Here is a 14,590-nt window from a genome sequence, read left to right as displayed (position 1 = left end):
GTTATTTTGATTTTTCTCCAGTTTCCCAGAGGAATGACTTTAGGTATCGATGACACTACACTTAAATCCTTTCGGAAATCGGCATTGGATTATGGAACATCTGCGGTTTCCCGTTTCAAACAGTGTCATTTCGGACGCTGTACATTTCGTTCTCTATCCTGTGTCCTTACCCTTGCCCGGAACTTTACTTCCGATCTTTTATCTCTTACTTGATACTGTTAAATATAGTGAGTTATTGAACCATTAGCAATTTTATAAGATTTTATTTGTAAACAATTTTTACACAGATAAATTTGATAAAAACTCAAGTTATACACATTATTTTTCCTCATAGGCTGGAACGACAGGTGTATTGTTTGGTTGGATTTTCAGCAAATGCAATACCTCTTCAATGGCCTTTTCCAATTGGGGATCTTTTCCCTGTGCCAACTGAGTGGGGTCTTCCGGGACTCCAATATCAGGGTCGACACCATAACCTTCCCTGAACCAATCCCCGTCAGGATCATACATCCGGAAAGTGGGCACCGTTACATTACCTCCATCAATCAGGTTGGGTGCTCCGCTGATGCCTATCAATCCTCCCCAGGTTCGGGTACCGATCAAGGGCCCTAAACCGGATTTTTTGAAATAATCAGGAAATGCATCCCCACCGGAGCCGCTCCAGCCATTGATCAACATGACTTTGGGACCAAAATTGGCCACCGGAGGCCACTGCCAGGTTTGTCCATCTCGCACCGCCCAAAAAGCAAGGGCAGGGCGGTTTAGCAATTCTATAAACCGATCGGGAATCTGGCCGCCATTGTTAAAGCGTTCGTCGATAATCAGGCCTTCTTTGTCAAACTGTGCGTAAAACATCCTGGCCAGTTCTTCCTGTCCATCCTGACCCGTGCTTGGCACATAAATGTAGCCGATCCTTCCCCCGGTAGCCTCGGCTACTTTTTTTCTGTTAGATTCTATCCAGGCCAGGTTTCGAAGCCGGGTTTCATCTGCCAGGGTCCTGACCAATACCTTCCTCGCCCCTTTGATTTCCGGAGTGTGGTTGACTGTCAGCTCAACTGTTTCTTCAGCCAATCCTTCAAACAGAGCCCAGGGATCCCTGCCTGTATCCAAAGGTAGGCCATTGACTGCCAGGATAAAATCACCTTCTTTTATCCCGATGCCAGGCTGGGTCAGGGGGGACCGGACCTCCGTATCCCAGGCAGCTGCACGAATGATTTTTTTTATATAATAGGCTCCCTCCTTCAATCCCCAATCTATACCCAGGTAACCTGTTTGCTTACTGAGCGCCTTTTCTGTATCACCGCCTCCCCGATAAGTATGTGATGCCGAAATTTCAGCGATCAGTTCCCCCAAAATGTAATTGACATCCCAACGGGTAATGGCATGGTCCAGCAGTTTCTCGTAACGGGATTTCATGGCTTCCCAATTTACCCCATGCATGTTGGGGTCATAGAAGAAATCTCTTTCAAAACGCCAGGTGTCCATAAAGAGCTGCCTCCATTCCTTTTTTGGGTCCAACGTCATTTCCATTTTTGAGAGGGGCAATTTTTCCTCTATTTTCTGGTCTTTGTTCATTGGGATTACCGCCAATGAACCATTGCTATTGACAAGTACCTTTTTGCCATTTGCCGACAATTGGTACCCGTCCACTTCTGTCAGAATGGTATGTTCTTTTCTTTCTTCCATGTCATAGTAAACCAGGTCGGCCCTGGCCTCCGGAGTACCAGCCACCGGATATTTCAAATAGGTCACTTTACCTTTTGCAGCGCCCATGGTCCTGTAATTTCCAGCCTTAGGAGGTAAAATTACCAATCGCTCTTCCATTCCCTCCCAGTCTATGGTAGTGATTTCTGTCTCTGTTTTCTTCTTTTCTGAAGTATCTTCTTCCTCCTTGGGTTTTTCTTCTGTTTCATCCTTTACCGGGGTATGGTCATTTTTAGGGGAAAGCGGGGAAGGCGTTTCTCTTGAAAGGGGAATTGCCGCCAGTTGACTGCTGTTGACATATACCCAACTTCCTTCAAAATCACTGTATACAGGGTCAAAATTTCTTTGGGTAATAAAAAAGATAAACTTTCCCTCCGGATCGAAGACTGGGTTTTGGTCGTCATAAAAACCCGATGTCGCCTGCTGAAGGGATTTCTCCTGGTAGTCGTATATGGCAATGGCAGTTTTCCGGTTACCCAAGTCCTTTTCAAACGTAATGTATCGACTATCCGGAGACCAGGAAACCGAAAAATTTCTCAATCCCCCTTCATATAGGAATTTCATTTGATCGACCCGGGTGGTGACTTTTGTGTTGTAATCGTAAATGTACAGTGTCATGGTCTTATCTATAAAGGCCATTTTCTCACTGTCCGGCGACCAAAAAATACGGTAACGGTATCCTGGCCCATAATCGCTTAAGGTTGTTTCCTCCCCGGGGATCTCCATATCTCTAAGAGTTAATTCATACTCCCCCGTGCGATCGCTCCAATAGGCAATGTACCTGCCGTCAGGAGACCAGGAGGGATAGCGCTCCGCAACACCGGGACTTTGACTGAGGTTGATCACTGCTCCATCTACGGCCGGTACCGAAAACAATTCTCCCCTTGCCTCCACCACTGCACGATTGCCATCGTATGCCAGCCAGGCATTGGCCAAATGTTCTTCAACTTTGATTTTCCGCGGCATCAAAGTGGCCAGATCAGCACTGACCTGTATTGCCACTTCTTCATATTTTTCTGAGCTTAGATCCAGAAGATAAATTTTGCCAGCAGCTTCAAAAACGATATCTCCGGATCCCAGGCTTGGAAAATGCACATCAAAATCCATAAAATGTGTGATTTGATGCAAAGACTTTTCTTTCAAATCATATCGCCAGATATTATTGCGTTGGTTTTCACCCCGGTCAGAAAGAAAATAGATGTTTTCGTTTTCAGCCCACATGGGAAATTCATCGTTATAGGGGCTGTTACTGATGTTTTCGGCAGCAAAATTCTCAAGATCAAAAATAAAAATATCGGTAGCCATGCCCCCTGTATACCGCTTCCAGGTTCGGAACGCACGACTTTTAGGAGTATAGGCAATTTTCTGTCCATCGGGAGAAAGCATCCCAAACTCGCCATAGGGTACAGGAAGCTTATGAGGGAATCCTCCGCGAGAAGTTGCCTGGTAAAATTGTGAAAAGCGCTGTTTTTCACTTTCTCTTCCTGAAGCAAAAATCAGATGCTTGCCGTCCGGATGCCAATCTACTACCCTGTCACTCATTCCATGGTGGGTGATTCGTTCCGGTACACCCCCCTCTGAAGGCATCACATATACGTCCACATTTCCATCATAATTCGCACTGAAAGCTATCTCAGATCCATCAGGGGAAAATCGGGGAAACGATTCTTCCCCATTTGCGCTGGTTAACCGTTGGGCAAGCCCACCTTTTTTTGGCACTATCCAGATGTCTCCTCCATAGGAAAACGTTATAGATGTGGAGGAGACATCCGGGTATTGGGCAATTTTAGCATCAATTTGTGCGCTGGCCCTAAATCCTGGCCAGGTCACCATCAGTATAAACAGAGTGAATATTTTACCTTTCATAACTAATAATTATTTACAATTGAAGTGTCGGCGGACAATGGTAATTTTTTATCTCAAAAACAAATATTTGTTTAAAACAACGACCAGAAATTGGATTTAATGGTTTTAAATATAAGCAGTTATTCGGGTAAATAGACGATGTAATCCATTCTCGGGATAATTGATCCAGTACCATGCCATTTTATTATCAGCCTCACATTCAAACAAATAACGATATTAGCAGCAGAGTGATTTGCTTCTTATCTGGACACTTTCGTCCCATTTCCGGACAGCATTTATGATTCCTGGTAATTTTTTCGTATCCCAACGGGAAAACCTGAGCCAGGTTCAGGTTACAACCTCAATTGATGCTGTGTGCGCTAAAGCAAGGTCAACCTGTTTATTTTTTCTTTAGATTATCAGGTAGGATCAGGTCTGTCCGGCACGGGAAATTAGAAAAAATATGATGATCCGTCTGTTTTAAGGCATAGCCCTGATAATTAATTCAATATAACCGAACCGACTGAAAATTATTTCGTATAATTAAAATGATATCAATTTAATATTAAAATAGTATGGAGAAAGTTGTAAAACCCCAGTCCGGATACTTGTTTATCCTTGTAGCTTTAGGCCTTCTGGCCCTCACCATTTTTGCCTTTGCAGTAAAAGCCTTTCTTTTGGCCTTTCCGGTCGCACTGGCATTCTTTCTTATTCTTCCCGGGTTTTTTATCGTAGAGCCCAATAAAGCCATGGTGCTTCTGCTTTTCGGATCCTATAAAGGTACGGTGAAAGCGGATGGTTTTTTCTGGGTCAATCCCTTTATAAGTAAAAAGAAGATTTCATTGCGGGTAAGAAATTTTGAAAACAAACCATTAAAGGTGAATGACAAAATCGGTAACCCGGTAATGGTAGGTACCATTGTGGTCTGGCAGGTGGAGGATACCTTTAAGGCGTCCTTCGATGTAGATGACTACGAGAATTTCGTGCACCTTCAGGCAGATGCCGCAGTCAGAAAAATGGCCGGGACCTATCCTTACGACAATTTTGAGGACGAACATGCAGAAGTGACCCTTCGTTCCGGGGTGGAGGATGTAAATAAGTCCCTTGAGGATGAAATCAGTGACCGCCTGCAACATGCCGGGATAAAAGTGATCGAAGCCAGGATTTCCCATTTGGCCTACTCCTCGGAGATAGCTTCCGCCATGTTGCAAAGGCAACAGGCAACAGCCATAGTGGCAGCCAGGAGAATGATCGTGGATGGGGCGGTTGGCATGGTGGAGATGGCTCTCGATGATTTGAAAATCAAAGGAATCATCGACTTTGAAGACGAGAAGAAAGCGGCCATGGTCAGCAACCTGATGGTGGTACTCTGCTCGGACAAAAATGCCAGTCCGGTAGTGAATGTAGGAACCCTCAACTCATAGATCATGGTTTTTAAGGAAGAGCAATACCTCAGAAAAATCTGGTTGCTTCCCCTTTTTCTGGTTCTTTCGCTGCTTTTTGGTATTATTCAGCTGTTGAGGACTCTCTTCGGAGATGCCGGCCTTCAGGATAGCATTGCCCTGACACTGCTCATGGCTGTAATGGGCTTGGTTTTATGGTTGTTACTGACGATGAAGCTGGAAATCAGGATGGATGATTGGGGGCTAAGTTTTAAGAGTCCGCCTTTTGTCAATTCCTGGAAAAAGTATTCCTGGGAGAACATTCAGCATATTGAACCTGTCTCTACCCGTGCAACCTGGAGAACAGGAGGCATCGGGATCAGGTACAGCCTGAGCGGAGAGTGGCGTTACATTTTCAGTGTAAGGCATGCCATAAGGGTTCACCTGAAAAAGGGTAGTTTTGTATTGAGTACCCAAAAACCGGAGGAACTGATGGCAGCATGGGAAAATTGGAAACTCGTAAAATAATAAAATGGCGCAAAAGAAACCCTTCGCCCTGAGGATAGATGAGAAAATGATGAAGGCTGTGGAAAAGTGGGCAGCGGATGAATTCAGAAGCACCAACGGACAGCTGGAGTGGCTAATTCACGATGCTTTAAAAAAAGCAGGCCGGCTTCCTAAAAAAAACCAGCAAAACCAGTCTGATAATGATTCAGGGTAACTGTAATGCTCAGTTCCAATCCAATTGGTTTAAATTGTCTTGCAATCCCCGAATTTTTGTGGGATTGTTTTTTGTTTTGAAATAATTGCTAAAATTAACCTTCAATAAGGATTTAATCATTCAATATTAAATTTATGACTGAAGAACAGGAACAAAAAATCAATGGCTTACTGGAGAAAATGCTGGACAAGAACCAGGAAGAGCCTTTAAAATATGGAGAGCACCTGGCCCGCATGGGAAACCCAGAGATACGTAATAAGTTGATACAGGTAATGAACGAAGGAGATATGGAAGACGCTTTTCTGGCGGCGAAGACTTTATCCATGATACCGGAGGAAAGTGACAAATCATTAAATGCGCTATTGGCTGTCATTCATAAACCCGCTAACCATACCCATAATGGCGGGTTGGTTTCTTTGTTGGAAGAATTTGATTTAAGCCAAAAGTTTGTGGACCTGTTTCGCATCTACCTTTTTGGTAACTTCAAAGCGGCTGCACTGGCCAAAGTTCACCTCGATTATACCGAATTCGATATCAGTCCCCGAACGTTGAAAAAGGCGGAAAAGCATTGGAAGCATTTTTTGAATAATGCCTCACATGACGAGGCTTTTGAGTTGAAAAGGGAGGAAGCTGAAACCATATTAAAGGAGTTAGAAGATTTGTTGTCGGAGTGAATCAGAATTTTTTTATTTCTGATAATGCTGTAGACATTTGATTGTTTATTGGTAAACACCTTCTTTTTTTAGTAGCATCGGGCAAGCACAGATCCGGTTTTTTTCATAAGACCTCCGAAATGACAGGTATTTTTTGCTGTTTTTAGGTACATTTAATAATGAACAATTTTGAAAAGTGATGTGTATAAATTCAAAACCCAAAAAATGCCTGCTGATTCTTTTTATCACTCTGATTGCCGTAATCAAAGTATCGGCGCAGAAAAATTGGCAAGCCATCCAGACTGCTGAAGATCTTTACCAGGCTTATCCTGAAACAGTTAGAGGTATTTTCGATCACCTGGATTTAAGTCGTTCCGGTTTAAATATGGTGGAGGCAGCAGTAGCGCAGGACAAATGGGTGGAGGCAGCGGAGAAATTACTGGATTATTATGAAAACAGTGCCAATGGCCTTTCACTGAGAAAAGAGCTTCCGGCCTCGCCAACATCGCAAAGGGTTGCCGCCGCAGATACCATTTTGCAGGATATTTTTACCATTCAGAATGTGAGAGGCAAAGTGCCGGTGCTGCCTGATGGACACCGGGACTGGTATTATAAGGGTCCAAATAATGACAGAGAATGGGCATGGCTTTCAAACCGACACAGTCAGTTGATGCAAGTGATGCATGCGTATTTTGAAACCGGTAATCCCAGGTATGCGGAATATATGGATTTGTTCTTGCGGGATTTTATCATCAAAAGCATGCCTTACCCTGGAGAGAAAGGGACAGGATCCATCTGGAGAGGCCTGGAGGTAGCCGCCAGGGCCAAAGCCTGGTCCAGGGTCTTCTACGGTATGTTGGACAGCGAATACCTTTCTCCGGCCACCCGTCTGCTGATCCTGAGCAGTCTGCCGGACCATGCTCATTACAGCCGGAACTTTCATGGGGGTAACAACTGGCTTACCATGGAGATTTCTGCTCTGGCTACCATTGCAGCCTATTTTCCGGAGTTTAAGAAATCTGATGAGTGGTTGGATTATGCCGTCGAATCCATGGTAGAAAGCATGAAGGACCAGGTTTATCCAGACGGAGTACAAACCGAACTTGCCTCCCACTACCACAATGTGTCCATGCATAATTTTGAGTTGTTCCAATCGCTTTGCAAGGAAGCCGGACGGGAGCTACCTGATTATTTTACCAGTACCATCAAGGATATGTATGCTTATATAGCCCATGCAGTACGACCAGACGGACACCGACTTCTCAATAATGATGGAGACCGGGGAAGCGACCGTGAGCTGATCCTACAGGGTGCGGAAAAATTTAATCAGGCGGATTGGATCTTTATAGCGACTAATGGTGAAAAAGGCTCTGCTCCTGAATCAGGTCCTTCCTACTTTTTTCCCTGGGCGGGGCATTTGATATCCAGAAGTGGATTTGATCCTGAAGCACATTGGTCGTTTTTTGATGTGGGACCCTGGGGGAGCGGACACCAGCACAATGATAAATTGCACCTTTCTCTTGCGGCTTTCGGAAAAGATTTTCTGGTGGATGCCGGCAGATTTGCCTATACCGGTGCTGTTGCAGAGAAATTCAGGCCTTATGCCAGAAGTAGCCGAGGCCATAATCTGCTACTCATTGACGACAAGGGCCAACTCCCAGGCCCTACTCACGCAGTTGAAGCATTGGATCAGAAATATGTAAAAATAGCAGCAGATTTTGATTACGCTTCTCAAAGCTTTGACCAATTTGAGGGAATGGAAAGCCAGGTGACCCACATTCGTAGCCTTTTCTATGTTCGCGATGAATTTTGGGTGGTAGTGGACCGGGTACTCACCGGGCAAGCCCGTAAGCTAACGGCGCTATGGCATTGGCATCCCGATATTACATTGTCCCAAAACGAAAAGATGGTGACAGGTGAGCAGGGAGGGGATAAGTTGTCCATTGTCCCGGTAGGAAACCAACGAGACCATGAAGTCCGAATGATCAGGGGCCAGGAAGAACCGGATATCCAAGGCTGGTACAGTCCGGAATATAACCTGTATGAACCCAATTCTGTAAGTGCATACGAAATAGCTACTAACAATTCAAAAAATCTGGTTTGGCTGTTGGTGCCCCATAGAGGCGATGAGTCCCTGCCGGATGCCAGGATCCTGAGTGAAAATGAAAACCGGGTGAAATTGGAAATTGTACGGGAGAACCAAAAGTGGCAATTGACTATCCCTTTTCTAAACAGCTATGCTGCTGAACTCGAAAATATTGAATAAACCATAAGGATCTCCCATGTTTTTTTAATGGGAGATCCGTGATTTCAATTTAATTTAAAACAGTAGTGTTTTCTTTGTCAATATTGATGACCTCTACTGTAATATTCTTTTCTTTGGCATTGACCTGAAAGTCCCTGATCACTTCAATTACATCATAATCAATGATTCTGGAATTGGTGCCATCAATGATGACTTTTTTGTTCTCTCCCACCTGTTTTAAGGTTTTGATCAGTGAACCTTTGTTTAAAAAGCTTACTTCTTCTGCCAGGATGATGTGAACGATATTTGCGTCATCCTCCCGGGCATCTTTGAAAAAGTGAGAGTTTTTATAGTTCCTTTTCAGGATATAGACAATGCCTACAATCATGCCCATCCCTATTCCCTTTAGCAAATCAAAGAAAATAATGCCAAGAATGGTAATCAGGAAGGGTAGAAACTGGTCCAAACCCAATTTATACATGGATTTAAAGAGGGATATTTTGGCCAGTTTATACCCAATCACCAATAGGATAGCGGCCAAACTCGCCAACGGGATCAAATTCAGTAAATTGGGTATAAGCAAAACACTGACAAGAAGCAAGATTCCATGGAAAACTGCTGACATTTTTGTTTTTGCTCCGGAATTGATATTTGCGGAGCTCCTTACGATAACAGCGGTGATGGGCATACCTCCCACCATACCGTTGACAAAATTTCCGGCTCCCTGTGCCAGTAATTCACGGTTTGGAGGTGACACCCGCTTTTGGGGATCAATTTTATCCGAAGCCTCCAGGCATAATAACGTCTCCAGGCTGGCAATGATAGCGATCGTTATGGCAATAACCCAAACCTCAGGAATAAAGACTCCCGAAAGATCAGGAAAGAAAAGGTGCTCGCCCAGGCTCGAGAACCCGGATATTTCCGGAAGTGTTACTTTGTCTTCGGCATCCACATACAGACCCGTGCCCGGAATGACAAATTTAAAAAATTTGTTTATTCCAATACTTAACATTACAGCAAGTAAGGGGCCTGGAATAAATTGCAGAAAACGGTGGTTTTTGATGGCAGGCTTTTCCCATGCGATCAGTATCAGTAAGGAAATTGCTGCGATAATCACAGCCCCGTAATCTATGGTCTCTCGAAGAGACTGAAGCGCCATCACTGCCTGTAAATCGTTCACCAGAGGAATAAAATCCTCCACCAGTTCACTGGAATTCGTGCCAAATATAAACGGTATTTGTTTAATGATAAGGATGATACCGATACCGGCCAGCATGCCTTTAATGACCGATGTCGGAAAATAGTATCCGATCACTCCGGCTTTGATGACACCCAATGCAAATTGAATGATGCCGGCCAGAACAAGGGCCGTCAGAAAGAGTTCATAAGCCTGCAGATCTTCGATGGCATTTAAAACGATTACTGTCAGCCCCGCAGCCGGGCCAGATACTGCTGTGTGGGATCCCGAAAGAAACCCGACTACTATCCCTCCTACGATCCCTGCAATCACACCCGAAAAAAGCGGGGCACCTGAGGAGAGGGCGATACCCAGGCAAAGTGGCAGGGCAACCAGAAAGACGACTAGTCCTGCCGGTAGATCCGATCCCAAATGTGAAAAGTAACCTTTCTTATTCAACATAGTATGCTATTTTAGATTATTGTTAGTTCTTGTTATTTATTCGTTTTTGCCAGCAGAAGGAAATCGAATTCTGCCTCAATGACTCAAGCGAAGAATCGGCAAGATTATTATTTTTTATAATTCAAATAAATAAAATTTATATTAATGGATATGGTTTTGTAGGTTTGGGTATCCGCTATTCATGTTTTGCAAATCCCAATGATGCACGCCAAACCAAATTTGCAGGAATCTCTGTAATAAAATTCGATTATTGAGCAATAAAAGTCAAGTCTTGGTAAAGATAACTTGCCTGAAAGTAGGCGTTTTACATCCCTGTATAGGTAAAAGGGCTTATTTTTTCCAATTCTTCTCTCACGGCTTCATTCACATCCAGCGTAGCAATAAACGCTTTCAATGAGTTCTGACTTATCTTTTCATTGGTACGCGTCAGGGCTTTTAAGGCTTCATAAGGCTTCGGGTACCCTTCTCTCCGCAGGATGGTTTGTATGCCTTCAGCCACGACTGCCCAGTTGTCCTCGAGGTCTTTGTTGATCACATCCTGATTTAGTTCGAGTTTGCCGATGCCCTTTTCTATGGAGAGCAGAGAGATCAACATATGGGCCAGTGGGACTCCCAGTATACGCAGCACAGTGCTGTCTGTCAGGTCTCTCTGCAATCTGCTCACGGGAAGCTTTGCAGACAAATGTTCCAGCAGGGCATTGGCTATTCCCAGATTACCCTCCGCATTTTCAAAATCTATGGGGTTTACTTTATGTGGCATAGCAGATGAACCTACCTCACCGGCTTTGATACGCTGCTTGAAATAGTTCATAGAGATATATTGCCATATATCTTTGCTGAAATCTAAAAATATAGTATTGATTCTTTTGAGCGCATCCATGTGCGCAGCCAAATGATCATAATGTTCGATTTGGGTAGTGGGGAAACTGCGGGTAAGGCCAAGCTTTCCGGAAACAAATGTATCGGCAAAATTTTTCCAGTCTATTTCCGGATAGGCGATCAGGTGTGCATTCATGTTACCGGTCGCTCCTCCGAATTTTGCAGCAAAGGGAATGGACTTCATCAGGTCCAATTGTCCGGAGAGGCGGCTTACAAACACCTGTAATTCCTTGCCAAGACGGGTAGGAGATGCGGGTTGGCCGTGGGTCTTGGCCAGCATGGGCACAGCATCCCATTGCAAAGCCCGCTCGGATATTTTCTGCACAATTTTCTTTATCTCCGGCAAGATTACCTGCTCTATTCCATCGCGGTACATCAGCGGAATGGCTGTGTTGTTGATATCCTGCGAAGTAAGACCAAAATGAATGAATTCAGATACGTTTTCCAAACCCAGGCTTGCAAATCGCTCCTTTAGAAAATATTCTACGGCCTTGACATCGTGGTTTGTTGTCTTTTCAATTTCTTTGATGGCCTGCGCATCTTTCTCCTCAAAATGCTTTTCAATATTTCTGATGGCCTCAAATTGAGATGGGTCCACTGCAGACAATTGAGTCAGGGGAAGCTCGCAGAGGGCAATAAAATACTCGATTTCTACATGCACTCTGTATTTGATCAAAGCAAATTCCGAAAAATACGCCATCAGCGGGCTTGTTTTGGACGCGTAGCGACCATCGATGGATGAAATTGCGGACAACGGAGTCAGTATCATAGCTAGAAGGATGCTTGTTTCAGGCCACAAAATTAATCCTAATTATTCAAATGGCTATGATGCGTTTGGAATAATATGAAATAAAAAAAGGCTCCCCGACAGGAGAGCCCTTTATTTATAAGTTGGAATAGTTTTCTAATAATTGGGGTAGTTTCTGATTAACTGCAGGCGGAGTGCATCTGCTGAGTTTCCTTCTGCCTGCATTTTCCCCCTGATGATCAGGCTGTAAATCCTCCCCTCTCTGAGTGTGATGTCATTAATTCTCGCCAATTCACTGTTTTGCCCTTTCGATTTTAAAATCAGATCGGTTTCTCCCACATCTACGGACACAAAATCAGTAATTTCCAGGAAGGACTGATCGCTGATTACGGGGTCATTTTTATCTCTTTGGTAAATGTTTACCTCCGGACTGTCTGAGGAAAGGTGCACCAGGCGAAGCAATGCCTTGCCCTCCTCCGGGGTCTCCAGATTGTCTTCTGCAAAAATGGTTTTCAACTGACTGTCGTCTTCAGTCATAAAAAAGGAGTAGACCTTTTCAATCTCCAGATTTACGGTCGTGTCCAGGTAGGATTGCTGGCTTACGGGATCCTTGAAAGAGAAATCCCTTTCACCTGTATAGAAATACCAGTAGTCAATGTATTGTCCAAAATCAAACGATTTTCGGTCATAGACCCTGCTATCTACTTCAATTTTGATTGCATTATCTGCACTGGTTCCGTTAAAAAAGGAGACATAGGCGGTAGGGGTGTTCTCCACATTTTCCTGGTCCATATCCAGGCAGGAAAAGCTTAGCGGGATGAGAAACAGGATCCATGCCCTCTTTTGATTCAGGATGCTTTTCTTCAGGTAGTTTAACATTTGCGTTTTCATTCAATAGTTTGGTTTAATCTTCTGCATCCAATACGTTATCCGGACTGGAAGTGCTACAATCTCCATGAATAAAATTTCAGGCAATTACAGAACCTAAAGGATGGACTGGCAGTTAGCATATTAAAAAATAATTTTTGCCTGTAGGTAATTGAATGCAGGACTGTTAATTTTGATTAAGAAAGAAAATATATAAAAAGAGGCAATGTTGTTTAATTTATTTAATCGGAATAAAGAAAAATCCGAAAAGAAAGAAGATAATTATTTGACTTTGAGAATAAGGGAGACCGTGCAGGAAACTCCCGACACCATGACCGTTTACTTTGAACAGCCAGAACCTTTTCTGGACTATCAGCCCGGTCAATATCTAACTTTAATCCTGGAAATAGACGGCAAGCAGGTAAGAAGGTCCTACAGCCTCTGCACTTCTCCATATGTCGACCCTTTTCCAGGTATCACCGTAAAGCGGCTAGAGGGAGGTTTGGTTTCGAATTATGTCATCGATAATTTCTTCCCGGGCAAACGGATCACGATCATGAAGCCACTGGGTAATTTTGTGACTACCTACCATTCAGAAAACCAGCAGGTTTACGGCATGATTGCGGGCGGGAGCGGAATAACGCCGATCATGGGCATACTAAAGTCCATTCTGGTCAACGAGCCTCAGGCGCGGGTCCATTTGTTGTATTGCAGCCGGTCAAGGGAAATGATTATTTTCAGGGAGGCACTTGAAGATCTCCAGTCTAAATACCCTGGGCGCCTCATGATCAATCATCATTTGAGCCAATCCGGAAGTAGTCCCGATAAGGTTTCCTGCAGATTAAACGAAGAGCAGGTGAAGCGTTTTTACCGTGAAAATTTCATATCCTATCAGCAAAATCAAAAGTTTTTTGTATGCGGTCCTGAGGGCCTTATGAATATTTCCTTATCTGCACTTGATTCCCTTGAAGTACCCCGGGACATCGTCCTTACGGAAAGTTTTTACCTGGAAAAAAAGAATGAAAGTGCTCAAATCGATCCCGAAGACATTGTAAGCCGCCCGGTGAAAATCATCTTGGGAGGAGAGGAGTACGCTTTTGATGTGGGCCCCAAAAAAACCATATTGGAAGCTGGTCTGGATGAGGGCTTGGATATGCCTTATTCTTGTCAAAGTGGCTTGTGTACGGCCTGCATGGGTAAATTGATAGCGGGAGAGGTAGTGATGAATGAAGATGCCGGTTTGAGTAAGCAGGAAATCCAGGATGGCTATATTCTTTGTTGTTCATCAAAACCCAAAGGCGAGGATGTAGTCATACAGATCGAATAATGGACAGGGATAGTCAGGTTTTTGAGCTGAAAAAAAGCTTCAGATTGCTGGAAACCAAGGTTCTGGTATTGATCGCAATCCCTTTGCCGGTTTTTTCCTTTGCCTATTTGTATACCAGTAGTGGCAACAGGGAAGTTTACCTGCCTGAGATATCTCCTGTCTTTCTCTACCTGATTTTGGCAGCCATTCTATGGCTTTTATTTCTTCAGTATAATTCCTTCCAAAAAAGGATCCTCCCGGCCAAAAATTCTGCGATCGCGTTGAGCGATAAATTGTTGCTTTACGGCAAAGCCGCAGTCCGCAGGTACTGGTATTTGTTTTGGGCAGGCTTGCTCAGTGCACTTGGGTTGATTGTATATGAAAACCAGATTTTCACAGTTACCTATGCCTTGAATCTGATTTTTGTTTCACTTGCGAAGCCCACTCCGGACAGGCTTGTCAAAGCCTTGCATCTGAAGAATGAGGAAAGGGAAATGGCTTATGAAATCAACCGAAGAGAGGATTGAATAGAAACCAGGTATTCCGGCCCATGGCAGCACAAAAGGCTGGAGTCCAAGTTTGGTGGACTGAAAAAAGCTGT

Annotated in this window: 11 protein-coding genes; 7 read left to right on the top strand and 4 right to left on the bottom strand. The window is 44.0% G+C overall.

Annotated features, from left to right (window positions below; translation table 11 throughout):
- Positions 1 to 318 precede the first annotated feature (318 nt).
- Positions 319 to 3,570 (bottom strand): S41 family peptidase, encoded by a 3,252-nt coding sequence (locus tag BUB19_RS10695; protein WP_073094520.1) that lies wholly within the window; start codon positions 3,568 to 3,570, stop codon positions 319 to 321.
- 554 nt (positions 3,571 to 4,124) lie between these two features.
- On the opposite strand from BUB19_RS10695, the gene BUB19_RS10690 reads away from it, so the two are divergent.
- The 5 genes from BUB19_RS10690 to BUB19_RS10670 all read left to right on the top strand — a co-directional run bounded on the left by BUB19_RS10690 (position 4,125) and on the right by BUB19_RS10670 (position 8,571).
- Complete coding sequence (locus BUB19_RS10690; protein ID WP_073094519.1) at positions 4,125 to 4,973, top strand: SPFH domain-containing protein; 849 nt, start codon at positions 4,125 to 4,127, stop codon at positions 4,971 to 4,973.
- A 3-nt stretch (positions 4,974 to 4,976) separates the two neighbouring features.
- Positions 4,977 to 5,459, top strand: a complete 483-nt coding sequence (locus BUB19_RS10685) for a hypothetical protein (RefSeq protein WP_073094518.1) — start codon at positions 4,977 to 4,979, stop codon at positions 5,457 to 5,459.
- Positions 5,460 to 5,463: 4 nt separating this feature from the next.
- Entirely contained in the window at positions 5,464 to 5,652 is a 189-nt protein-coding gene (locus tag BUB19_RS10680; RefSeq protein ID WP_073094517.1) for a type II toxin-antitoxin system antitoxin, read from the top strand.
- Positions 5,653 to 5,786: 134 nt separating this feature from the next.
- The gene (locus BUB19_RS10675; protein ID WP_073094516.1) at positions 5,787 to 6,326 is read left to right on the top strand and encodes a hypothetical protein; all 540 of its coding nucleotides are present in this window, start codon (positions 5,787 to 5,789) and stop codon (positions 6,324 to 6,326) included.
- Positions 6,327 to 6,504: 178 nt separating this feature from the next.
- Positions 6,505 to 8,571 (top strand): alginate lyase family protein, encoded by a 2,067-nt coding sequence (locus tag BUB19_RS10670; protein WP_073094515.1) that lies wholly within the window; start codon positions 6,505 to 6,507, stop codon positions 8,569 to 8,571.
- Positions 8,572 to 8,620: 49 nt separating this feature from the next.
- Here the strand turns inward: BUB19_RS10670 and BUB19_RS10665 are convergent, their stop codons facing one another.
- The 3 genes from BUB19_RS10665 to BUB19_RS10650 form a co-directional block, all read right to left on the bottom strand.
- Complete coding sequence (locus tag BUB19_RS10665) at positions 8,621 to 10,189, bottom strand: SulP family inorganic anion transporter (RefSeq protein WP_178371478.1); 1,569 nt, start codon at positions 10,187 to 10,189, stop codon at positions 8,621 to 8,623.
- A gap of 304 nt (positions 10,190 to 10,493) precedes the next feature.
- Positions 10,494 to 11,837 (bottom strand): adenylosuccinate lyase, encoded by a 1,344-nt coding sequence (purB, locus tag BUB19_RS10655; protein ID WP_073094513.1) that lies wholly within the window; start codon positions 11,835 to 11,837, stop codon positions 10,494 to 10,496.
- Positions 11,838 to 11,972: 135 nt separating this feature from the next.
- Complete coding sequence (locus BUB19_RS10650; protein ID WP_073094512.1) at positions 11,973 to 12,707, bottom strand: DUF4397 domain-containing protein; 735 nt, start codon at positions 12,705 to 12,707, stop codon at positions 11,973 to 11,975.
- Between the two features lie 202 nt (positions 12,708 to 12,909).
- Between BUB19_RS10650 and BUB19_RS10645 the strand changes: the two genes are divergently transcribed.
- Positions 12,910 to 14,010 (top strand): ferredoxin--NADP reductase, encoded by a 1,101-nt coding sequence (locus BUB19_RS10645; RefSeq protein WP_178371477.1) that lies wholly within the window; start codon positions 12,910 to 12,912, stop codon positions 14,008 to 14,010.
- On the top strand, positions 14,010 to 14,516 hold the full coding sequence (locus tag BUB19_RS10640; RefSeq protein WP_073094511.1) for a hypothetical protein: 507 nt from the start codon (positions 14,010 to 14,012) through the stop codon (positions 14,514 to 14,516). Before BUB19_RS10645 ends, BUB19_RS10640 begins: the two co-directional genes overlap by 1 nt.
- The last annotated feature ends 74 nt before the right edge of the window (positions 14,517 to 14,590 follow it).

This window comes from Cyclobacterium lianum, from assembly GCF_900143075.1.
Lineage (GTDB): Bacteria > Bacteroidota > Bacteroidia > Cytophagales > Cyclobacteriaceae > Cyclobacterium > Cyclobacterium lianum.
Note: the sequence above shows the minus strand (reverse complement) of the source record. Positions and strands in the feature narration are given on the sequence as shown.